The 23,650-nt window shown below is 46.5% G+C and carries 14 protein-coding genes; 6 read left to right on the top strand and 8 right to left on the bottom strand.

The window, feature by feature from the left end; genetic code table 11:
- Positions 1-45: 45 nt before the first annotated feature.
- From AC59JT_RS14690 to susR, 7 genes are all read right to left on the bottom strand, one after another.
- Complete coding sequence (locus AC59JT_RS14690; RefSeq protein ID WP_497400210.1) at positions 46-822, bottom strand: 3-keto-disaccharide hydrolase; 777 nt, start codon at positions 820-822, stop codon at positions 46-48.
- 8 nt (positions 823-830) lie between these two features.
- Positions 831-2,663 carry a glycoside hydrolase family 13 protein gene (locus tag AC59JT_RS14695; RefSeq protein WP_497400212.1) on the bottom strand — a complete coding sequence of 611 codons (1,833 nt, stop codon included), beginning with the start codon at positions 2,661-2,663 and terminating at the stop codon, positions 831-833.
- Between the two features lie 5 nt (positions 2,664-2,668).
- Positions 2,669-4,015 carry an alpha-amylase family glycosyl hydrolase gene (locus AC59JT_RS14700; protein WP_497400214.1) on the bottom strand — a complete coding sequence of 449 codons (1,347 nt, stop codon included), beginning with the start codon at positions 4,013-4,015 and terminating at the stop codon, positions 2,669-2,671.
- Positions 4,016-4,035: 20 nt separating this feature from the next.
- Positions 4,036-5,433 carry a glycosyl hydrolase family 28 protein gene (locus AC59JT_RS14705; RefSeq protein ID WP_497400216.1) on the bottom strand — a complete coding sequence of 466 codons (1,398 nt, stop codon included), beginning with the start codon at positions 5,431-5,433 and terminating at the stop codon, positions 4,036-4,038.
- 65 nt (positions 5,434-5,498) lie between these two features.
- Positions 5,499-6,974: a RagB/SusD family nutrient uptake outer membrane protein gene (locus AC59JT_RS14710; protein WP_497400218.1), complete on the bottom strand. Its 1,476-nt coding sequence runs from the start codon at positions 6,972-6,974 to the stop codon at positions 5,499-5,501.
- A 12-nt stretch (positions 6,975-6,986) separates the two neighbouring features.
- A complete protein-coding gene (locus AC59JT_RS14715) occupies positions 6,987-9,932 on the bottom strand; it encodes a SusC/RagA family TonB-linked outer membrane protein (RefSeq protein ID WP_497400220.1) in 2,946 nt (981 codons plus the stop codon).
- Positions 9,933-10,308: 376 nt separating this feature from the next.
- A complete protein-coding gene (susR, locus tag AC59JT_RS14720) occupies positions 10,309-12,030 on the bottom strand; it encodes a SusR family glycan utilization regulator (protein WP_497400222.1) in 1,722 nt (573 codons plus the stop codon).
- A 221-nt stretch (positions 12,031-12,251) separates the two neighbouring features.
- On the opposite strand from susR, the gene AC59JT_RS14725 reads away from it, so the two are divergent.
- The 6 genes from AC59JT_RS14725 to AC59JT_RS14750 all read left to right on the top strand — a co-directional run bounded on the left by AC59JT_RS14725 (position 12,252) and on the right by AC59JT_RS14750 (position 22,296).
- Positions 12,252-12,821, top strand: a complete 570-nt coding sequence (locus AC59JT_RS14725; protein WP_497400224.1) for an RNA polymerase sigma factor — start codon at positions 12,252-12,254, stop codon at positions 12,819-12,821.
- Positions 12,822-12,900: 79 nt separating this feature from the next.
- The gene (locus AC59JT_RS14730) at positions 12,901-13,920 is read left to right on the top strand and encodes a FecR family protein (protein ID WP_497400227.1); all 1,020 of its coding nucleotides are present in this window, start codon (positions 12,901-12,903) and stop codon (positions 13,918-13,920) included.
- 114 nt (positions 13,921-14,034) lie between these two features.
- Entirely contained in the window at positions 14,035-17,487 is a 3,453-nt protein-coding gene (locus AC59JT_RS14735) for a SusC/RagA family TonB-linked outer membrane protein (protein WP_497400229.1), read from the top strand.
- A gap of 12 nt (positions 17,488-17,499) precedes the next feature.
- Entirely contained in the window at positions 17,500-18,987 is a 1,488-nt protein-coding gene (locus AC59JT_RS14740) for a SusD/RagB family nutrient-binding outer membrane lipoprotein (protein ID WP_497400231.1), read from the top strand.
- A gap of 34 nt (positions 18,988-19,021) precedes the next feature.
- The gene (locus AC59JT_RS14745) at positions 19,022-20,521 is read left to right on the top strand and encodes a DUF5689 domain-containing protein (protein ID WP_497400233.1); all 1,500 of its coding nucleotides are present in this window, start codon (positions 19,022-19,024) and stop codon (positions 20,519-20,521) included.
- Positions 20,522-20,721: 200 nt separating this feature from the next.
- The gene (locus tag AC59JT_RS14750) at positions 20,722-22,296 is read left to right on the top strand and encodes a hypothetical protein (protein WP_497400235.1); all 1,575 of its coding nucleotides are present in this window, start codon (positions 20,722-20,724) and stop codon (positions 22,294-22,296) included.
- A gap of 38 nt (positions 22,297-22,334) precedes the next feature.
- Here AC59JT_RS14750 and dgoD read toward each other — a convergent pair whose 3' ends face one another.
- Positions 22,335-23,495: a galactonate dehydratase gene (gene dgoD, locus AC59JT_RS14755; RefSeq protein WP_497400237.1), complete on the bottom strand. Its 1,161-nt coding sequence runs from the start codon at positions 23,493-23,495 to the stop codon at positions 22,335-22,337.
- Between the last annotated feature and the right edge of the window lie 155 nt (positions 23,496-23,650).

Here is a 23,650-nt window from a genome sequence, read left to right on the forward strand (position 1 = left end):
GTATAAATGTTAGCTCAGCCTTTTGCAGGCTTAGATGTTATGTTGTTAGTTTGGCAATTCGCGCAGCCATATGTTTCTAAAGCTTAGTGGCTCGCTCCTGTCGCCGTGGGCCTGTAGCTTTATGGGCGATGCGCCGTGTTGTTTGTAGCTTGGTTTACCGATGTATTGTGTTTCGCCAACCAAATCAAGGCTGTTGTTAACCAGCACGCCGTTAAAAAATACGGTTACACGAGCAGGGGTTTTAATGGTACCATCAGCATTAAAAACAGGCGCCATCCACACCACATCATACGTTTGCCATTCGCCCGGTTTTTTGGCGGGATTGGCCAGTGGCGTAAATTGCTTGTATATGCTGCCGGCCATGCCGTTTACGTAGGTTTTGTTATTGTACGAATCCAGTATCTGCAACTCATAACCCGCGTCGCCTTTACCGGTTGATGCCAGGAAAATACCGCTGTTACCACGGCTCTGCCCCTCGCCGGTAATGCCCTCAGGCACCAGCCACTCCAGGTGCAGTTGGTAGTTGGTAAATGCTTGTTTGGTTTCAATATTGCCGGTTCCTTTTTTAACGGTAAGCGTGTTGTTGCTTACCGTCCATGCTGCTGTTTGCTCCCGGTTTGAGGTTGATACCCATTGGTCGAGATTTTTGCCGTCAAACAATACAATAGCATCCGATGGCGCATCTGTAAAAGGCTTTGCGGTGTTTACCGTTTTGGGGATAGGCTCCCACACTTCTGTATCCTGCGGCCGGCCGCGTTGCTGGGCATTAACTATGAAAAAGCTACCAACAAACGCTACCGTACCTATTATTTTTCTGATCATTGCTTCCATTATTTAAGATCCAACACTAACTCACCTTTAGCCGGGATAGTGAACGCAGTAGCCAGGTCAATATCCTTACCGGTTATCACGTCAGTACCGCTTTTATAAGTACCCATGATATCGCTAAAGCGATCTGTTTTTACAGACTGTTCTTTGTCCGAGCTGTTCAACACCACCATTACCCTGTGATTATCCTTCATACGTCCGTACACATAAATGCCACCCTTAGGCGCGTAGTGCATCATTTTGCCCTGGGTAACCGCTACGCTTTTTTTACGCCATTGCAATAGCTTCTGCATATAATCCCAGGCTTCATTTTGTTTGGCGCTGCGACCGGCTTTGGTAAACTCGTCTGTTTTATCGCCTGCCCATCCGCCAGGGAAATCTTTACGCAAACGGCCATCACCTTCTTCCTTGGTACCTGTCATCAACACTTCGGTACCATAGTATAACTGCGGGATGCCGCGCATGGTTAGCAGAAACGCGATGCCTTGCTTGTAGCGATTAAGCGTGCTGTCTTCCTTACGGTTAAAGCGGCCCAGGTCATGGTTGTCTAAAAAAGTAAGCAGGTGATAGGGATCCGGGTAGATAAAATCCTGCGCTATGTCTTCAAAAATGTTTTCCAGGCCTTTGTCCTCTTTAGCATCAAAAGCTTTTTGGGTGATAAAGGTTAACGAGAAATTCATCGATGTTTTCAGGAACGGATCTTTAGGGCTCAGCTTTGAGCCTTTTTGCCACCAGGCAGGCGAGGTACTTTTGTTATACCAGGTTTCGCCCACGATATCAAAATTCGGGTACTCGGCATACACCTCACGGTTCCAGCGGGCCAGGAAATCAAAGTCCATGTACGAGTAGGTGTCCTGGCGGATGCCATCAATACGGGCATATTCAATCCACCAGATACTGTTTTGGATCAAATAGGTTGCCACATGCGGGTTACGCTGATTCAGGTCGGGCATACCGCGGGTAAACCAGCCGTTAAGGAAAGTGTTTCTTTCGGTTGGTGATGCGTGCACATCCATTACCGATACGGTGGCGTGGTTGGTTTGCATAAATACGCCGCCATTGTTTATCCAGTCTTTTGATGGCATATCCTTAAACCACCAGTGCGAGCTGCCGCAATGGTTCAACACCATATCCATTACCATTTTAAGGCCTTTTTGATGGGCGGTTTTCGTCAGGTCCCGAAACTCTTCGTTGCTGCCATAGCGCGGGTCCATGTTATAAAAATCGGTAATGGCATAGCCGTGGTAAGAGCCACCGGGACCACCGTTTTCCTGTATCGGGTTCAACCAAACGGTAGTTATACCCAAGTCTTTCATATAATCCAGGTATTTGCCAACACCGGCTAAATCTCCGCCGTGCCTACCGTTAGGGCTGGTACGATTTACAGTTACGCCTAATAAGTTATCATTAGCCGGATTCGCGTTAGCAAACCTATCCGGCGTAATTAAATATAACACATCCGCAGGCGTAAAGCCCATAGCACCGCTTTTATCAGTACGTGCTTTTAGCGGATAGTTATGCGTAAATTTTTGCGTACCGGCGGTAAACACCATAGGCATATTACCGGCTTTGGTAGTTGGCGCAATATCAACATATACAAACAGGTAATTCGGGCTTTCCACCTTCTCTACACGGTTAATTTTAACGCCGGGATAGTTGATCGTTAGTTTGGCTTTGGAAATCTCAGGCCCGTGCACCAATATTTGCAGCTGGCGGTTTTTCATGCCCACCCACCAGTTGGCCGGTTCCACACGATCGATGCTTGCAGCTTTAACGGCCGGCGCGGCCAGTAATGCGGCAGCGCAAAGTAAAAGGGTATATATTTTCTTATTCATCATTCTTAATTTTTTAGCACCAGATAGGCGTACGGCTCCAGCTTTACGTTAGTGGTAAGTTTTGTTTTCGAGTTATTATAGGCGTCTTTCCATGAGGTGTTAGCCAGGTCGGCAGGCAATTCAAAAGTTACGGCCTTATCTCTCAGGTTTGATAGTACCAATACCTTTTCAGACCCGGCTGTTTTGGTGAACGCGGCTACGTCATCACTGCTGAATGATTTTAATTCGCCCCTGCGGATAGCGGTACTTTTGTTACGCAAAGCGATCACTTTTTTATACTCCTCGGTTACATCCTGGTTGCCTATCGTCCAATCTATTGAGCGGCTTTTAAAAGGGAACGTCAGCCTGAACGGTGTGGCTATCTCCTGCCCGTTATAGATCATCGGGATACCCTTCATATAAGCAATAACCACAAACGCGGCCATTGATCCTTTTTTGCCGCCGAACAGGTCGAGCGGCGTACCGTCAGAGCCGTTTACGTCGTGGTTGGTGGTATAACGTACCATGCCCTGGCCGTCTTCGGTAACGCCCTGGTATTCGCGCTGGTTTATGTCGTCAATAGACTTTACAGATTTGTTGTTTTTGTAAATGTTTTTCAGGTTACCAAAAAAGGTAAAGCCGAAATTATAATCGAACCCGGCGCCGAAATGCTCTTTACGGCTACCTTCGGCCAGCATCAGCAACTTATGGGTGCGGATGGTTTTTAGGGTATCCAAAGTTTGCTTCCAAAAGTCAACCGGCGGCCCATCGGCAAAATCGCAGCGGAAACCATCCACGTTTGCTTTCAAAACCCATGATTTCATCGACCTGATCAAACTCATCCGCACATCTTTATTATCAAAATTAAGCTGCGCCACGTCCCGCCAGGTGCGCGGATACTTTATGTTGCCTAACGAATCGGTTACATACCATCCTTTGTTGGCTATCCAGGGGTGATCCCATGAGGTATGATTGGCCACAATATCTATCATCACGGCCATTTTGCGTTTGTGCGATTCGTCAACCAGTTTGCGTAGATCGTCAAGCGAGCCGAACTCTTTTCCTACCGCGTCATAATCCTGTGTTGCATAGGGTGAATTAGCCCCTTTTAAGGTCCCTACAGGATAGATAGGCATGAGGTAGATAACATTTATGCCGAGGGCTTTTATCGAGTCCAGGCGGGCTGTAACGGCGTCTAATTTGCCATCTTTACTAAAGGCACGCATGTTAACCTGGTACATGGTTACATCCCGGCGGTCGGGCACCCCGGCGTAGGGTTTGCCATATTGCGGCGGATAAGCCTGTCCAAAGCTTGCGCAACTTGCCGTACACAACAAGGCGATGCTTAATAATTGGCGTATAGTTTTATTCATTTCAGTTCAATTAAAATACGTTATTTTTTAGTGTTTAATGGCGATTTAACAAACCTGATGTCTTTGGTAAACTCGGTTTGGAAATCGCCATCCTTTAGGTTGGTGAGCAGTTTGCCGCCCAGGTAGCAGTTATCAAAGGTTACGTCCTCCACAAAATTTTGCGGTACGCCTGCAATTACAAATGGCTTGTTGGTGTTTTCCCATTTAATATTTTTTAAATACACACCCACAATATTACCCGGTCCGGCGGTGCCATAGCGGCGCCCTTCGGTTACAATGATCTCCAGGTTCTTGTATTCAATTTCGCCTTCCACCCTTATGTCTTCAAAGCGAATGTTTTTCACCATCGAAGGGCCATCACACACAATACCAAAAGCAGCATGGCCACCCGTACGGCCCTGGCCGCGGGCACGCAAAATGTCGTTGTTTTTTACCAGCACATTTTGCACCACGCCGCCCTGCAATTCAAAGCCAAGTGTTACGCCATCTGCATGCTCCCACCCTACCAGCAAATTGTTGGTTATGGTAATGGAATCGGTATTAATATCCTTAACAGGGTTACGCTCGCTGCCTACCGGCGATTTAATAGCGATACAGTCATCCCGCGTGCGGATAAAGCAATCGTTAATTAAAAAGTCTTTGCATGATACCGGGTCAATACCATCTATGCCCCAAACGGTGCGGTAGGTAAATATTTTTACGTTGTTGTAAACGCTATGTCTGCAGTCGGTTAGTGTATTGGCCCAGCCATTGGTGCTGCGCATAAAAATGCCGTCAACCAATATATTTTTTGAGGCTGATATCCGCACGTTGCCATTCAGCATACCGCGGCCCATTATCTTCACATTCTCTACATTATTCCCACGCACATTGGCTTTAACCACGGCGCCTGCGGCGATGTAAATGGTTTGATTGCTCTTTAGATCTATCTGGCCAACGTTATGAAAACCGGGTTTGTAATAAACTACACCGGCATCGGTTTCCTTAGGTTTGTTAAGCTCTAAAGCGTTGGCGAATATGGCCAGGTGCGGCAGGTCGTTTATCTCTACATATAATTTACGCGGGCCACTGATTGTAAAGGAGAGCTCGCGCCCGTTAACTTTTCCAACTATACCTGCGCTTTTTGGCTTGATAGCGTACCTGGTAATATTGGCTGAAGCTATTATGGTAATGATTTGTGTACCGCTGCATTCAAAATTTGCGATGTTGAGATTTTCCATACCGCCATTGCCTACACGCTCGGTCCAGATGGGGGTGCCGTTTGATTTTACCGTAAAATCAGGACTTGTTACCAGCGTATCAACAGCCGGATAGGCTACAACCTTGCCTTTAGCGGGGGTAAGCTTACGCTGCGCATAGGCCTGCTGTAGCAGCAGCAAAAAACACAATGTGGTATAGATGGCAAATTTTTTATACATAGCTAGCAGCAATTAAATAACAGGAAGCGCTTGCGCGCCTCCTGTTATTTGCAATTATTTACCAATTAATAACCGGGGTTTTGTTTCAGGTTAGGGTTAGCGTTTATCCTGGCCGTAGGTATCGGGAATATCAGGAAGTGATCATCAACCGCCGGTACAAAACCATGTGCTTTGGTAAATGTGCCAAAGCGGATCATGTCCTGGCGGCGATGGCTCTCGCCAAATAACTCAAAGCCACGCTCGTTGTAAATATCATCGAGCGTTGGGTTTGCGGCAAGACCTGTTAAGCCTGCTCTAACACGTACCTGGTCAATAAATGGTTTGGCTGCTGCTGCATTGCCTAACCTTACATTACATTCGGCCTGCATTAACAGGATGTCCGCGTAGCGGAAGATCGGGAAGTCGTTGGAGTGACCGCCACCGTCTATTACGCCGGCAGGGTAAAATTTAACCCAGCGCACGCCTTCGTAAATCCCGGCACCCGGGTTAATCAAGCTGGTTACTTTTGGCGTGTAGGTTATGCCCGGTGTTTGCGGACCAACCAAAAATTGCTTTTTACGGATATCGGCATCATCAAACTTATTCCAGGTCTCTTCGGGCACGATAGTACCGTTCCAGCCCGAAATACCGGTGCCAAACAAGGCCACACCATGCGGACCGATCAGGCTTCGTAAGGCATAGCAGTTGTTACCAACTGTATTTTTTCTTATCCATACTGCCCAGATGGTTTCATCGGCAGGCAGTTCATCACCAAACATCTCAAAATACCTGTTGCCTAATGGCGATGACGCGTTAGCAGCACCCGAGTGCAACGTAAAACCACCTGTAGCTACCTTGTTACAAGCCGCTAAAGCTTCGGTCCATTTTGGGGTACCGGTATAAACACCTGCGTTAAGGTAAACTTTAGCCAAAATGGTATAGGCTACCCATTTGTTAATCCGGCCGTAAAATGTACCGCCTTTGGTTTCGGGTAACAGATCGGCGTTGGCTGTGATCTCTCCTACTATCCAGTTAAATATCTCTGTTCTGCTTTTAACTTTTAGCTCGGCAGTTGTAACGGTGTTCTCTAAATAGAAAGGCACGGCGCCATAGTCATCTATCAACAAATAATATATCCATGCACGAAACACTTTCATTTCAGCAATTTTAGCCGCAGGCGCGTTGGCCTTGGTTAACTGCTCAATGGCTAAGTTGGCCAGGTAGATGGTGTTATAGCAATCGCCCCATGGGTTGTTAAAGTTGCCCATATTAGGCAGCCATTGGCGGGTATATAATTGCGCGTTCTCGGGGCCCCAGTCGCCGCTTACACGGTGTGGTACCACCTGCTCATCCGTTGTCATGTTATTGGTATCGTAATACCGGTTATCGCCACCGAAAAACTGCGGCATACGGGCGTATACGGCTGCCAGTGCGATATCCGGTCCTTTAGGGTCTTCGTAAAACTCGTTGGATGGATACCTGTTGTAAATGTTTTCGTCAAGCTTGGTACAGCTTTGCGCCGCAAGCCCAACTAATAATGTGATGATTAATATCTTTTTCATGATGATCAATGATTATTTCAGTACAATATTTAAACCCATGGCGAAGGTTCTGATCCTTGGATAGATACCATTGTCGCCACCTGTTTCTTCCGGGTCGATACCTTTGTATTTGGTGATCAGTAACAGATTCTGGCCGGTAAGTGATAGGCGGAACGCGCTGATGTATTTCATTTTTGGTGTAGGAATTTTGTATCCCAAGGTAACGTTCTCTAAACGGATGAACGCGCCGCTCTCCAACCAATAATCAGAAGTACCGTAGTAGGCCGAAGTAAACATAGGATCGTCAATCGAGCTTGCCAGCAGGTTTGATTTACCCAGGTTTTCCAGGAAGCTTAAGTTAGCACGTAACTGGTTGTACAGTTTGTTACCACCCTGGCCGCGCCATACCATTGATGCATCAAAGTTTTTGTGGCTAAAGCTTGGCGTAAACGCGAAGGTGTATTTAGGCTGATTTTGACCGGCAACATATCGGTCTAAACTGGCCGCGCCGGCATCTATTGATCCATTGCCGTTCAGGTCTTCCATGGTTTCGGCACCGGCAGCTGTAACGCCTTTGTGTTTTAAAATACGGATGGTACCTACGGCCATACCTTCAACCAGGTAACCGTTTGCACCACCATAACCCGGGAAGTTAACCGTTAACGGGATGCCCATATAGGTACCGTTCAAACTCAATACTTTCGAATCCATTAGCGTACCGTTACCGGCTATGGTTAACCTGGTATTAGCGTTGCTTATCACATCATATGCTAATGATAACTCAATACCACGGGTGTAAAAGCTACCTATGTTGGCGGTAATGTTTGTTGAAGGGAACGGTGGCTGCGGTACGGTATAATTATACAATAGCTTGGTAGTGGTATTTTTGTAGGCATCAATACTACCGGTAAGGCGATTGTTAAAGAAACCAAAATCCAACCCAAAGTTTGTTGCTTTTTTGGTTTCCCACTCTACATCGGGGTTGGCATTCTGGTTAACCACGAAGTTGGTTTGCAGCTGACCGGCAAAATAAACCGTGCCCGAGCCATTAACAAACTGTTTTGACTGGCCGATGGCGATTGGTTGCTGGTTACCGGTTTCGCCATAGCCTGCGCGGAATTTCAAGGTTGAGAATATATTCTGCTCCTTCATAAAATCCTCCTGATCAATACGCCAGGCCACAGCTACTGATGGGAAATTACCCCACTTTTTGTTCTCGCCAAATACGGTCGAACCATCGCGGCTGATGCTGGCAGTGATCAAATAACGGTTTTTGTAAGAATAATTGGCTCTGCCTTTAAGCGATATACCACGGCGCTCGTCACGACCCGAGCGATAATCGCCGCTTTGTACTTTTGAAAAATCGCCAAGGCTTAAGTTATTGTATAAAGCCAAATCGTTAACAAACCCACGCGCGCTGGCACCAACACTATAACCAATGGCCGACTGCCATTCGTAAACGCCGGTTACATCAAAATGGTGTTCGCCGATATCTTTTCGGTAGCTTAACTGAGCGTCAAATAGTTTGTTATCGTCAAAATTGCTGTTAACACTGGCAAAGCCTTTCTGGCTGATGGCTGATGCCAGGGTTGAAGCTGCCGGGGTATAATTTGCCGACCATGCATCTGCCCTTAACCAGCTACCAAATACCTCGCCAGATAACCCAGGCAGAATTTGAAGATTAGCCCTTAATGATCCAACCAAACGGTTTTGGCTTATGGGGTTTTTGATGAGGTTTGCTGCTGCCAGAACGTTTAACGGCTCAAACAGTAAAGGATCGGTAAAATAGGTACCGTCTGCTTTGTAAATAGGGTCGGTAGGCCTGCTGATGTAAGCGTTTGATATCAGGTTTGAGGTAAACGCCGCACGACCAATGCTGCCCGAGTTATAGTTACCTGTATTCACCGAATTGTTCAGCGTCATGGTAATGGTTAACTTGTTGTCCAAAGCCTTCTGTGTGGCCTCTATACGCGCGTTGTAGCGTTTGTTATCCGAATTGATAACAATACCATTTTGCAGGATAGCGCCAAATGAGGCACGATAAGTAAAGTTATCGGTACCGCCGCCTAAAGCTATGGTATGGTTTTGGGTGAAACCATTGCGGGTAAGCAGGTCAAACCAATCGGTATTGGCACCAAAGTTTGATGATGCGGGGATGCCACGAGCGGCTGCTTCTTTACCCCATTCTTCGGCCGTAAACATTCTTAACTGGCGGGTTACCACGTCTACCGAAGCATTGGCATTATACTCTATCGAAGTTCTACCCGGGCGACCTTTCTTCATGGTTACGATAACCACACCCGTGGCACCACGAGAGCCATAGATGGCCGTAGCCGACGCATCTTTCAATATGTCGATACTTTCTATCTCCGAAGGTGATATTTGATTTAACAGGCCCACATCGCCCTGCACACCATCAATAACCACCAACGGGTTATTGCTGCCGTTAAATGATGATATACCACGGATTTTAATGTTAGGTGCCTGTCCCGGCTCACTGCCTGTTTGGGTAATGGCCACACCGGCTGCCTTGCCCGCTATTTGTTGCAGCGGGTTGGTAACCGGGCCGGGGTTAAAGTCTTTATTAGAGATATTAGTAACAGCGCCCGTAAGGTCTGATTTTTTGGCAGTACCGTAACCTACTACTACAACCTCTGCCAGTGATTTGGCGTTTGGCCTTAACTGTATGTTTACATTTTGGCCCATGCTTATGATACGCTCGCTGGCATCGTAGCCTAAAAAGCTTACACTAACAGTTATTGCTGTTTGGTTGATATTAATACTGAACTGGCCATTTGCATCGGTTGAGAAGCTTTGGTTGGTTCCTTTTACGCTTACGGTTGCACCGGGCAAGGGTTGAGCGTTTTCGTCAACCACCTTACCGGTAAAAGTTGACTGGGCATATACATTAATTGTACACACCATAAAGAGCACGGCAAGGCCATACTTAAATAAATACGAAAAGTAATTTTTTTCCATAATTCGGTTTATTAGGTTATTTGGTTTATGATTACCCGGCAAGGACTGCCTGTAACTCAAAATCAAAGTAAATGCTGTTTGAAAACCCAATCAAGAAATATGAAGGCGTATATTAAAAATAAAAGACGTTATTTTTAATTAAATAACTGAATATCAATTATTTAAAAAACAAGGAAGAGCCCGGATATATAGATAAATCCCTACCGCAATATTAACTTTCAAGACGATTTTTCATGAAAACCTATACTTTCGTTACACGTTTTTAGACGAAAAAACAGGCTTTTTCACCGGGAAATAAACCAAACGGTAAAGGCTATAAAAAAACAAGCCCCGTTGCGCTGCAAAGGGGCTTGTTGCTAAATGGTATTAAGCAATATTAAGAAACCGGTACGGTGTCGGGCTCTTTTACCGCTTTTATGCATAATATCTTTTCCTCAAATAACTCGTTAGGCACAAACGAGCGGTTTTTAACTTTGGTTTTGTAGGTGTAGATGGTATTAACCGAGTAGTTTAATATTTTGGCTATGGTTTCATTTTCATCAATACCTAAACGTATCAGCGCAAATATGCGCAGCTCATTGTTCAACAACTGACCCGGGGCAAGGTGTACCTGGTGTTCGGCATCAAACAAAGCATTAAAATCTTCCACAAAATTGGGGAACAGGTTTAAAAACACCTGGTCAAAACTATGCGACAGATTTTCGCGCTCGAAGTTTGTATTCAAACGGTTCAACACACTTTGCACTTCATCAAAGCGTTTTTCCTTCAACATCTTTTCGATGGAACGTTTCAGGCGGTCCAGCTTCTCAATATAATCCGAGTGGATATTAAAAAAATTACCGATATACTCATCCTTAATAAGGTTAACCTCATCCAGCTTTTTATTGGTTTGTTTTAATGATTGATTGGCAACATCTAACGAGGTATTGATATTTAACAGCGAAGCGTTGGCCGCATTCAGATCATTGTTTTTGTTGATGATCAACTGATCGGCAATACGTAATTTTTTCAATTGTTTTAGGGTGATGGAAGCAAACACCACCACCAATAATATTAACGAGGTGATGATAGAAGCATAAATGATCAATGATCGTTTTTGCTTTTCAATACCGGCAATCTGCTCGCGCTCGATAATGGGCAGTATCCGGCTTATTTGCACTTTACGGTGCCGTGCGCCGTAAAAGTTATTATCATATACAGCGTTGTTGATGTATTTAAACGCTGTTTCTATCTGCCCGTTTTGGTAATAATGGTTGGCTAGCTGCGTAAGCGCTACCGACTCTTTAGTAGCGTGCATATTATCAACAATAGCCGCCTTTATTAAAGTAGCCAAACCGCGCCGCGCATCGCCGGTTTGAAAATACAGGTAGCTTACGCAACTGTAATTAATGGCGCTATCCTGGTAAGGGCGTTTTATGGTCAGCATTTTTTCAAAAGGCTTTATCGCTGCCTTCATATCCTTTGCGCGCAATAACTTTAAACCCAAGCCAGACAGATATTCGTAAGAGTTAACGGGATTTTGATTAATGATCGAGTCGCAATAGCCTAAACCAATAGCGGTATACTTATTTGCATAATCTTCTACCTGGTCAAAATCGGCCAGGTCAAAATAGCTGCGCGCCTGCAAAAACATGTACTCGTATTTTTGCTGCTTATCCAGGTATTTCGACTTTACGGTACTCAGCGTATCAATCCCCTCCTTAAACATTCCTGACGATATGAGCACAAAACCCATTTTTACTTTGGCATCATTTATTCTGTTGGGATCATTTAACAGTCGTGCGCACGCTATCAGTTTCTTACTGTACACAAAAGCCGAATCATGAACGAAGGCTTTATACTCGTCAAACAGCTTTTGATAGTTATTGTAACGTAACGGCAATGATGCAAAGTTGGCATGAAGGCCTTTTTTAAGTGCCTCTATTTTATTCAGTTTACGTTGATGAATCAGGGCCTTGTTCTCAATTAAATTATCGAGGGTTTTAACCAGCACAGCAGGGTCATCAGACGGCCCATCCTGCCCGGCAAACACGTGTTGGGAGAATAATAGCAGCAGGCAAAAACCTGTAATAAAAGCAATTTTATTGCAGATACTCATTAGGGGTTACAAATGGTTATTGCAATATACGTTATCATGCCATACTTACAGCCTTATTTGTGTAACAAAATACTAAGATGAATTTTAGGCTACATCCGTAATATAAGGCTTGCCATCCTGTTATTTTGTTGACATATGTTTAAATCCCACCGTCAACCAGCCCAACAATTAACATTGGCATAACATTGGGCGCTTAACTTTGGCAAAAACACGGAGACGGCATGCACCTACCACCTACCGATGAAGAGTTAATGCGTTTGTTAAAACAGGATGATCACGCGGCGCTCGAAACACTATTTAATCGTTACTACAAAAGCTTGTGCCAGTTTTGCGCGGTATACACCAATAACATAGAAACCGCCGAAGAGATCATTGCCGACCTGTTTATTAAACTTTGGGATAACCGCCACAATCTTGCCATACTAAACATTAAATCGTACCTGTTTGTATCGGCTAAGAACCAGTCGTTAAACTTTATTCAGAAAAAGAAAGCACCGGTTGAGCTTCTGGATGACATTACCATCATACCACATACCCCGGCCGATGGCAACACACCGCTAAGAATTATCTCAGGCCGCGAATCATACTCGCAGATCATGAGCCTGATAGATACATTACCCAAAAGCCAGCGCCAGATACTGCTTATGAGCCGCATAGACAACCTGGAAAAACACGAGATCTCGCGCCTGCTCAAAATATCGGCACGCACCGTAGAGACCTCCTTGTACCAGGCCATCAAAAAGCTCCGCACGTTAATTCCCGACACTCATAATTTTATCAACGGCGCTTAACAATTCTTTAATGCAACGTTAATAAACTTCGCTACGTAAGCGTTGGGCCAAAATCTGTCTTTATTGGGAGAGACAGATAATGGAAGATCACTACTACCGATTAATATTAGCCTATTTTGATAAAACCATCAGCGATGATGGCCTTACCGAGTTACAGGACTGGATAGATGCCGGCCCCGATAACCAAACCCAGTTTATCGAAACCATCCGCATACTGGAAGCGGCGCGTGTATCGTTAAAAACACCACTGCACACCACCCAAAGCTGGGCTAAAATACAGGCTCATGCCGTAGCCAATCCGGCACCGGCAACATCCACCCTAAAAAAATGGAAATGGGCCTCTATAGCGGCAGCTTGCCTGGTGGCTAGCATTAGCGGCTGGTTAAGCTACAGCGCCTACCAAAACGGGCAGGAGCCCGAGTACGCCATTGTAAGCAATATAGATGGTAAACATGCCCAAATCGTACTGCCCGATAATTCAACCGTAATATTGAGCGGTGGCAGCTCATTAAAATATGCCAAAAACTTTAACGGCGACAAACGCATGCTGGTGCTTGATGGCGAAGCCTTTTTTGACGTAGTACACCACGACAAAAAACCCTTTGTAGTTAAAACCGGTAAAATAAGCACCATTGTGTTGGGCACCTCCTTCAACATAAAAGCTTACCGGGCCGATAATAAGGTTGCGGTTACTGTGCTCACCGGCAAAGTAGGCGTTGTTGCCAATATTGACGGGCAGGAGCAAATGGTAAAGCACCTGGTACGCAACGAACAGATCAACATCAACACGCAAAACGGCATTTACACCTTTAACGTTACAGACGCCGGCGCGGTGAAGGCATGGGTAGCCAACAACCTGGTTTTTTACGATACTTCTTTCAAAGACATCGCCGCCTCGTTGGAGCACCATTATGGGGTAAAGATAAGATTTACGGATGCCGAGCTGAGCAAAGTAAGGCTTACGGCCAAGTTTAATAACGCGTCGCTTAGCCAGGCTATGGATGACTTGTGTGCCTTGTCGGGACTGGCGTACACGCAAAAAAACAAACAGGTTTTTGTATCACAACACCATCAAAAAGGAGGCAGCATAATGAAATAATTATACATCAAAACCTATTAAAAAAACAAAGCCCCGGATTTGCTGGTAACAAACCGGGACTCAATGATCTGACAATTTAAACTCAATTCAAACAAGTATAAATTAAGTAAATATATGAAAAAGTTATGGTTAATAACCATGCTGATCCTGTTGCAATTGCCACTGGCTTACATCAATACCAGTGCACAGGCGATAGCCGCCAAAAAGATAGTTTTTGGGGCGGATGGGATCACTTTAAAAAATGCGTTTCAGCAGGTAGAGAAACTCGCTGATGTTTCTATAAGCTACAGCAACAATTTATTAAATGATAGCCGCACGGTAACTGTACCGCGCGCGCAGCGTTCGGTATCCGAAACTATCGATCTGTTATTAAAAGGCACTTCGCTTACTTTCAGGGCATCAGGCGAAAGCACTATTTTGATAGTAGCCCGCTCGCAAGGGAATGGCCGTATAGAGGGTAAAGTAAGCGATGAAAAAGGCGAGTCGCTGCCATCGGCAACCGTACGTATTGTAGGCACTAATGTGTCTGCCGCAACAAATGTTAACGGCGTTTACTCGCTTCCGGTTGCTGCAGGCACTTATTCGGTTGAGGTTAGTTATGTATCGTACCAAACACAGCGCATTGATAATGTTGTGGTTAACGCCAATGGCGCTACCGCTTTAAACTTTGTTTTAAAAGAAAGTGCCAGCGCCCTACAGGAAGTAGTAGTAACCGCCTTAGGTATTAAGCGCGAGCAAAAAGCCCTGGGTTACGCGGCCACTGTAGTTAAAGGCGACCAGTTAACCAACGCGCTTTCAAACAACTGGACCGACGCGCTTTCGGGCAAAGTGGCCGGCTTGAACCTTATCCGTTCAAACAGTGGGCCCGGCGGTTCAAACAAAATTATTTTACGTGGCGAAAACAACCTTACCGGCGATAACGAAGCGCTGATAGTGGTTGATGGTGTTGTAATAAACCAGGGTAGCGGCAGGCGTACTTCAAACGCGGGCGAAGTTACCTACGGCGTGGGCAGCGATAACATGCCGGCCGACTACGGCAGCAACCTGAACGACCTTAACCCCGAAGATATTGAAACAGTAACCGTGTTAAAAGGCCCCGGCGCATCGGCCCTTTACGGCCAGCGTGGTGCCAACGGTGCAATTATTATCACTACCAAATCGGGCTCGCGCCACCAGGGCCTGGGGGTTACCTTTAACTCTAACTCGGCATTTGAACAAGTTAACCGCTGGCCCGATCTGCAATATGAGTATGGCCAGGGTACTGCGGGTTCACGCTATTACTCGTTTTTGGCGGGGCCTGATGGAGCCAGCACCAGCGCGACAAGCTCGGCTTACGGTCCTAAGTTTGATGGGCAGATGTTCTACCAGCTTGACCCGGTAACACAGGCACAATCAAAAGTGCGCACACCATGGGTACCTTACAAAAACCAAAGCCGCGAGTTTTTTGAAACCGGCCAAACCTTTACCAATTCGGTAAGTATTGATGGCGGAAGCGATAAAACCAGCGCGCGTTTTTCGGCTACTAACGCTACTAACCACTGGATAACGCCAAATACAGGCTATACCCGTAACAGCATAGCGCTATCGGTTAACTCAAAAATAAATGATAAGCTAACCATTAGCTCAAAAGTAAACTACAACAACAAAAACAGCGGCAATTTGCCGGGTGCCGGTTATGGTAACCAGTCGTTAATGTACTGGTACATTTTCTGGCAGCCAAACGCCGATCTGAACTGGCTGAAAAATTATTGGAAGAACGGGCAGCAGGATAAAGCGATATTCTATCCGTTCTCGTCATTCCCCGAGAATCCATACGCGGTATCGTACGAATTCATCAACCGCTCAAACCGCAACTCGGTTACCGGTAACATTATGGCCGAATATGCTATAACCAAAGAATTAAGCATACAGGTACGTGCCACCCTTGATATGGGTTATGAGCAACGTGCACAGGAAAGGCCTTATGATGCCGGTACTAAATTCCCGAAGGGATCATATCGCACACAAAACATTTATTCGCAGGAAACAGGTGGCGATTTCCTGATCAGGTACAACAAAAAGATCGACAAGAATTTCACCATTACAGCAACTGGCGGTGGCAGCATGCTGCGTAACAATTATAACCGAGACGAGGTACGTGCCGACTCCCTGGTATACCCGGGCGTATTCTCTATGGCTAACAATGCCGGTCCGCTGGTAACAGCACCTTACAGATCGCGCTACGCGCTTAACAGCTTTTACGGTTTATTAACCGCCAGCTTTAAAGACTATTTATACCTTGACGTTACCGCCCGCCAGGATTGGGCAAGTACGCTTGCTACTAAAGACAGGCTTGACCGAGTTGGTTTCTTTTACCCGTCAACAAGTTTAAGCTTCATCGCTTCTGACGCTTTAAAACTTCCGCAGGTTATTGATTATGCAAAGTTAAGAGCGTCATTCTCGGGCGTTGGTAGCGGTACCACCACGCCATATCAAACCGCGTTAAATTATCAATCAGCCGGTAGTACCTACGCGGGTGGCTTGCAAAACCCTACCACGCTACCTAACATGGACCTGAAACCGCTACGTACCTTCACCCTGGAGTTAGGTGCCGAAATGCGCTTCTTTAAAGACCGTTTGGGCTTTGACGTAGCAGTATACAGCGGTGTTACCAAAGACCAGATACTTAACCGCAGACTTGATCAATCATCGGGTGCCTCATACGCGGTTATCAACATAGGTAAGGTAAATAACCAGGGTATTGAGCTTGCCCTTAACGGCACGCCTATACGCACCGGCAGCGGTTTCGATTGGAAGATATACGGAACATTCGCGGCCAATAAAAACACCATCAAGCAACTGGCAGATAGCGCCGTTGTATTACGCACCGGGCCGGTAGGTAACGGCCAGATAGTGGCGCAGGTAGGTGGCAGCATGGGCGATATGTATGGCCGTGGCTACTTACGCGCACCTGATGGACAAATAGTTTACGACCCGGCTACCGGCTTCGCCAAACTATCAGATCAATTGGTTTACCTGGGCAACACTCTGCCAAAATGGAAAACCAGCATGGCGCATGATTTTAGGTACAAGCAATTTAACCTCCATGTATTGTTCGACGCGCAGTTTGGCGGCGTAGCTTACTCGTTATCAAATTATAAACTGGCGGAACAGGGTAAAACCACCATTACCCTACCGGGCCGTTATAACGGCATTATAGGTACGGGTGTTATACAAAATGCCGATGGCAGCTACCGCCCTAACGATGCCATTGCGCAGGATATTGACGGTTACTATCGCTCGCACTATGGTATTGATAACGCCGAAGGAAACACGTTTTCAACCAACTTCCTGAAGTTTAGAGAGGCCCGTTTTGACTATTCACTTACACCAAAACTTACCAGCAAACTAGGCTTGCGCCGCGCTACCATTGGTGTATACGGTCGTGATCTGTTCATCTGGTCAAAATGGCCAATATTCGATCCGGAGTTTGGTACACTATCAGGCAACGACATTGTGCAAGGCTTTGAGGTTGCTCAATTCCCGTCAACACGCTCATTTGGTTTTAACCTGGTTATTGGCATTTAATCATCCCATAAAATGAAAAAGAGTTTTAAAATAATAACTATGATGCTAACGGGCTTGGTGCTTATATCATCATGCAAAAAGGGTTTTATTGAAATTAATACCGACCCTAACGGAACACCAAACGCGCTGCCGCAGCAATTGCTGGCACCCGCGCTGGTAAATACGCTTGGCATAAACATGCTGCGCAACCGCAATTTTAATAACGAGTTGATGCAGGTTACTGTTGACCCGGGCGATGCTGAAGGCAAAGTTTTCAGGTACGATATCCGCCGATCAATGGCTGACAATACCTGGAATGGCTGGTATACCCAGTTAACCAATTTTAAGGATATATATACCATAGCCAGCCAGCCTGTAACCTATAACCGTAGCTATATGGGTATATCATTAATATGCCAAAGCTGGTTATATTCTATGCTGACCGATACCTATGGCGATGTACCTTACTTTGAATCGAACAGAGGTAAGGAAGGCATTTTTACGCCTAAGTTTGACAAGCAGAAAGACATCTATCTTGATATTTTTAAACAACTGGAATCGGCAGATACGTTATTAAAAACCGGCCCCAACGTACAAGGCAACAGCGACCCGGTGTTTAACGGTAACGCTGCTAAATGGCGCAAGTTTGGCAATAGCCTTTACCTGCGCCTGCTACTGCGTTTATCCGGCAAAGCCGAAGTATCTGCACAGTGCATTGCCAAAATCAAAGACATTGTTGATACTCACCCGGCCGACTATCCTATTATGGCCGGCAACGAAGACGCGGCCGTATTACGCTGGACCGGCTCCGGATCGCTTACCTCACCTTTTATTGGTGGTGTTAGGGAGCAGGACTGGAGAGCATTAGGTATTTCAGAGTTTTTCATTAACAACCTGGCACAATGGGGCGACCCACGTTTAACCACCAACCGTTGGTCAATATCAACCTACCAGGGTGGTTACGCCGGTATCCCAAGCGGTTATCCGCCGGGCCAGGGTGTATCAAACCGCTCGTACTTTTTGTCAACAACATCGGCCACTTCGTTAATGAACGATCCGTTAACGGGCAACATTATGAACTATGCCGAGCTGCAATTTATACTGGCAGAAGCCGCGGCTAAAGGCTGGATAAGCAGTAGTGCCGAAAGCTATTACAAAGCAGGCGTACAGGCAGGTATTACCTTCTGGGTGCCTACATTCAATACGCCGATAGACACCTATTTAACCAGTGCCGATATTGTTTGGAACGAAGCGCAATCATTAGATGCCAAGATGGAAGATATCCACCTGCAAAAATACTACGCCATGTTCTTTACCGATTTTGAGCAATGGTTTGAGTATCGCCGTACCGGCCACCCGGTATTGCCAAAAGGCGCGGGCCTGCGTAATAACGGTGTTATGCCGGCACGCTTGCACTACCCGGTTTATGTACAATCTGCCAATCCTGATAATTACAAAACGGCGGTAGCCGCGCAGGGTGCCGACGAGATAAACACCCAGGTATGGTGGCAAAAACCATAATTCAAATCAGTGCTATAGTCAATACATAAACAAAATGAAAAAGATATATTTATTACTGATCATGATTGCGGGCCTGAGCTTTTCGGCCTGCAAAAAAGTAAACTATGCCGAGGGTACGTTAAGCCCCATCATAGCCGTTGTTGATCTGCGCGACCTATACAAAGGTGCCGACGTGGCCCTGGGTACCGAATCTTTGAACGGTGCCAAACAAATGGTAGGCGTTGTAATTTCCGACGCGGCAAAAGGCAATGCCCCATCAGGTTTACTGGTAGTGCAAAACAGCAGGCGTAACGCTTTGCGTGGTATTGCAGTAAACATCGGCGCGGCTGCATCAAACTACATTCCCGGCGACTCGGTGGTGATACAACTGACGGGCGCTACCTTAACCAAAGTAAACGGCAGTCTGCGTATTAACGGTGTTGCGGCATCGGCGGTTAGCAAAGTAGCATCGGGCAAGGCCTTAAGGGTACAATCTGTACCTTCATCTACCCTGATGGCTTCGCTGGATGTTTATGAGCATACCATGGTTACCATCAGCAAAGCGGTTACCACGCCGGAGCCAACCGCGGGCGAAAAATTTGCAGGCGATAAGCAGATAAACGATGGTTTTGGTACTATTACGCTGCATACCGAAGCTGCTGCATCATATGCTAATAAGGAACTGCCTTTCAGCGCCAACTTTACGGGCATCCCGGTTATTACTACTACAGGAACTACCACTAAAGTAGCTTTATGGCCACGTTCGGCAGATGATATCTTCGCGTTAGCGGCTACCAAGCCAACGCCCATAGTGATCACCGGTTACCTGACAGACCCAACCAGCACCGACGCCAATTACGAGTACATACAGTTTAAAGCAACCAAGGATATTGATTTCGCGGTTACGCCTTACTCGGTAGTTACCTGCAACAACGCGGGCACCAACCCACCGCATCCGGATGGCTGGGCGCAAGGTGGTGTACGTACTTACAAGATCAACATCACATCGGGTAAAGCTTTAAAAGGCCAGTATTTTTACGTGGGCGGAAATAAAAACATTTGGGGTGCAAGCACTACCGACATCAGCGCCGCCAACTGGGTAGCCAGCGTACTTTACGCCAACGGCCCGGGAGCTGATTTCGGCACCGCCACTACCAACCTGTTAGCCAACAGCGGTAATGTAGCGGGTATAGCGGTATTTGATGGACTTACCGTAACTTCAACCTCGGTTCCGCTTGATGTGGTGATGTACGGTGGCAACGGTTCGGTTTATGCTGCCGGTCCGCCGGAGATTGGTTACCGCATTACCAATACCGATTACTATAGCACCATTAATGCTTTAACCCGCCAGCCACAGGCATTCTACGCCGGTGGTACCAACACGGCCAAATTAGGTTTCCCGGCCACGGGTAACTTTACGCGCCTGGGCGGTGTTTATGATGCCCTGACGGGAAGATGGACAACCGGCAGAACGGTTACTAGCTTACCATTAACAGCAACTTCGCTATTAACGGTTATTGAAGCCGGCGAAGGTGTCACAGCTATTCAGAACTAAATAATTAATGAATGATACAATAGCCGTTTTACCCAGGTAAGGCGGCTATTTTTTGCTATACAAACCAGCTATTCCGCGCGCTAACGTAGCTGGCTTAACCTACGCTCTACCAGGCTCTGCCTATTAAATTTGTTACATTACGATCCTGATAAAACCGGCGAATGTAGCGGTATATTTAACTAATAATAAGCCCAATCAATATGCTTAGAATTAAAGCCATAAGTTTCCTTTCGTTATTGCTGTTAGCTGCGCCGTCTATGGGCCAGGTTAAGTGGCCGGCGGGCCAGTTGTTGCCGTCATTCCCGGCACCTGCGCCGGTTCAGGATCTGATCATGCTTGGGCGACAAAGTTCTTCGGCTGAGCAGTATTTATTTGCATCCTTAAAAGGATTGGTAAACCGCACCAAGCCGCGTATTTTTTCGTATGAGGGCAATGCCTCCGGCGAAGGGCCTTATACCTGGCTCAAGTCCTTAGATCTAAAATGGACAGAGCCTGCCGATAAGTGGGACCTGATCACAAAATACCGCAAAGAAATTTCGGGCCTGATCGTTTATGATACCGCCCAGGTACATACCGTAAACCTGGCCACCATGTTGGCAAAAAGCCAAAGCGCGCTTATCGCTTCGCCATCCTTATTAGCCAGGTTAACTGCCGCGCCTTATAACTTTCCGGTACTGCTTGATCTGCGCGGAAAATTTAACAGCAAGCTGGAAGTTTACCAGGCTTTATATGATACGTACTGGCCCAAACTTGACCACCGTTTGCTCATCGGCTTAAACCCGGCATCGCATAAAGCCGCACTGCGTGAATATGCCGTGGCCTTAGGTAATGCTACCGTTTGGCTCGATCCGAAAATCGCCGGCGAAAGTGAGCTGCTGGATAGATTTTTATCCACCATGTCGCCCGGCGCAAGCTATATGGGTTGGTGGCCCGAGGAAGCGCCCGGCATCACCAGGGCTTCTAAATATGGTATTGCTACCATTGCCAGCGATTGGTCGTATAACCTAACGATATACAGCGGCACATCCCGAAAGATCAACATTAAACCGGCTCCCCCAAAACCTGCCCTACAGAACAAGGTGTATGTCGCCTTTATATTGAGCGACGGCGATAACCTGCAGTTTGTAGAACACCTGATGCGTAAACTTTGGGATAACCCCGACCGTGGCGCGGTACCCATGGGCTGGACCGTATCACCCGCCATGGTTGATGCCATGCCCGGCGCACTCAATTATTACTATCAAACAGCTACCAACAATGATAACCTAATTTCGGGACCATCCGGCTACGGTTATACTTATCCTAATACCTGGACAGACGAGAATTTCCTGAAAGCCTTCGTTGCAAAAACCGAGGATTATAACAAACGCGCCGGCCTGCGGGTAACCACCGTATGGAACACTATCACCGGCGGCATTAACCCTAATGTAGGGAAGATATTTGCCGGCGGCGCAAAAACACTGCTTGGCTTAACCGCGCAAAATACCGGTGGCGGATTAACGATTTATGACGACAATTTACCTGGCATGGCGCTATCCTGCAACTATTGCACCAATGAGCAGGCTATGAAAGATCATATTGCCCGTGCGGCGTCCGGTTGGGATAAGGCATCACCCCGTTTTGTGATCATACAGGCGCAGCCCTGGAAAGGCGTAACACCTACCAGCTTTAAAAATGTGGCCGCTTCATTAAATGAGGATTATGTAATTGTTCGCCCCGATCATCTTTTTCAGCTGCTTCGCGAGAAGAACGGGTTAGTTATTGATCCTAAATAATTACCGGATATATCCTTTTGAGGAAATCGCGATAATTTTTACCACTCCGCCAGGCTACCATCTTCCAGGCGCCAAACCGGGTTGGCCCAGTTATGGCCTATCTTTTGGGCTTCCAGTAAAGCGGCTTCGTTTATTTCGACGCCTAAGCCCGGTTTTTGGAACAGATCGATATAACCATCTTTAATGTCAAATATTTCCGGGTTGGCTACATAATCCAGCAGATCAAAGCCCTGGTTATAATGTATGCCGATACTGTTTTCCTGAATGATGGCGTTAGGGCAGCTAAAGTCAATATGTAAGGCCGATGCCAGCGATATTGGGCCCAGCGGGCAATGCGGCGCTATGGTTATGTCATAAGCCTCGGCCATACTGGCTATCCTGAATACTTCAGATATACCACCCGCGTGGCTCAGGTCGGGTTGGATGATATCCACGTGCCCGTCATGCAATAAATTTTTAAAATCCCAGCGCGAAAACATACGTTCGCCGGTGGCGATGGGGATGCTGGTGTACGAGGCTATCTGTTTAAGTGCTTCATTGTTTTCACTCAGCACGGGTTCTTCAATAAACATCGGGTTGTAGGGTTCCAACTCGTCTATCAGCCTACGCACCATGCCTTTGTGTACACGGCCATGAAAATCCAGGCCTACCTCCAGGTTGTCGCCAAATTCTTCGCGCAGCAATCGAATATTCTCGGAAACTTTTTTGATCTCTTTCTGGGTAGTGATCCATTCCAGGGGACCGGTGGCATTCATTTTTACAGCGGTAAAACCGGCATCCAGTTTTTCCTTCGCCTGCTGAATTACTACCTCAGGATTATCACCGCCTATCCAACAATACATTTTTACTTTATCGCGCACCGCGCCACCCAATAACTGGTAAACCGGCACACCCAAATGCTTGCCTTTAATATCCCAAAGGGCCTGGTCAATACCCGCTATCGCGCTCATTAATATGGGGCCGCCACGGTAAAAGCCCAGGCGGTACAGCATTTGCCAAATATCCTGAATACGGTGGGCGCTTTGCCCTATCAGGTACTGCTCCATCTCTTTAACGCAGGCCTCAACGGTATCGGCTTTGCCTTCAACAATTGGCTCGCCCCAGCCTACAATGCCTTCTTTGGTGGTGATCTTTAAAAACAGCCATCTCGGCGGGACTTTGAATAATTCAATGCGCTCAATTATTAATTCGTTTTGCATACCGTTTTCTATTTTTTGTTCGACAAAATTCCAGCCCGATCCAGCCAACCTGCGGCGATAAATTTAACATCTTTAAACGGGCTAAACAACGCTTAAAACAAACCCCTTCAAAAGCAAATAAAATAATAGCCATGCGGCGCAGTGTAGCGGCGTAT

Source organism: Mucilaginibacter sp. A3364 (assembly GCF_059690715.1).

What these genes read in the sequence shown, in the direction of transcription:
- dgoD (WP_497400237.1), bottom strand. Translation starts at nt 23,495, where the DNA reads ATGCAAAACGAATTAATAATTGAGCGCATTGAATTATTCAAAGTCCCG.
- AC59JT_RS14690 (WP_497400210.1), bottom strand. Translation starts at nt 822, where the DNA reads ATGATCAGAAAAATAATAGGTACGGTAGCGTTTGTTGGTAGCTTTTTC.
- AC59JT_RS14695 (WP_497400212.1), bottom strand. Translation starts at nt 2,663, where the DNA reads ATGAATAAGAAAATATATACCCTTTTACTTTGCGCTGCCGCATTACTG.
- AC59JT_RS14725 (WP_497400224.1), top strand. Translation starts at nt 12,252, where the DNA reads ATGCACCTACCACCTACCGATGAAGAGTTAATGCGTTTGTTAAAACAG.
- susR (WP_497400222.1), bottom strand. Translation starts at nt 12,030, where the DNA reads ATGAGTATCTGCAATAAAATTGCTTTTATTACAGGTTTTTGCCTGCTG.
- AC59JT_RS14730 (WP_497400227.1), top strand. Translation starts at nt 12,901, where the DNA reads ATGGAAGATCACTACTACCGATTAATATTAGCCTATTTTGATAAAACC.
- AC59JT_RS14735 (WP_497400229.1), top strand. Translation starts at nt 14,035, where the DNA reads ATGAAAAAGTTATGGTTAATAACCATGCTGATCCTGTTGCAATTGCCA.
- AC59JT_RS14710 (WP_497400218.1), bottom strand. Translation starts at nt 6,974, where the DNA reads ATGAAAAAGATATTAATCATCACATTATTAGTTGGGCTTGCGGCGCAA.
- AC59JT_RS14740 (WP_497400231.1), top strand. Translation starts at nt 17,500, where the DNA reads ATGAAAAAGAGTTTTAAAATAATAACTATGATGCTAACGGGCTTGGTG.
- AC59JT_RS14700 (WP_497400214.1), bottom strand. Translation starts at nt 4,015, where the DNA reads ATGAATAAAACTATACGCCAATTATTAAGCATCGCCTTGTTGTGTACG.
- AC59JT_RS14715 (WP_497400220.1), bottom strand. Translation starts at nt 9,932, where the DNA reads ATGGAAAAAAATTACTTTTCGTATTTATTTAAGTATGGCCTTGCCGTG.
- AC59JT_RS14705 (WP_497400216.1), bottom strand. Translation starts at nt 5,433, where the DNA reads ATGTATAAAAAATTTGCCATCTATACCACATTGTGTTTTTTGCTGCTG.
- AC59JT_RS14750 (WP_497400235.1), top strand. Translation starts at nt 20,722, where the DNA reads ATGCTTAGAATTAAAGCCATAAGTTTCCTTTCGTTATTGCTGTTAGCT.
- AC59JT_RS14745 (WP_497400233.1), top strand. Translation starts at nt 19,022, where the DNA reads ATGAAAAAGATATATTTATTACTGATCATGATTGCGGGCCTGAGCTTT.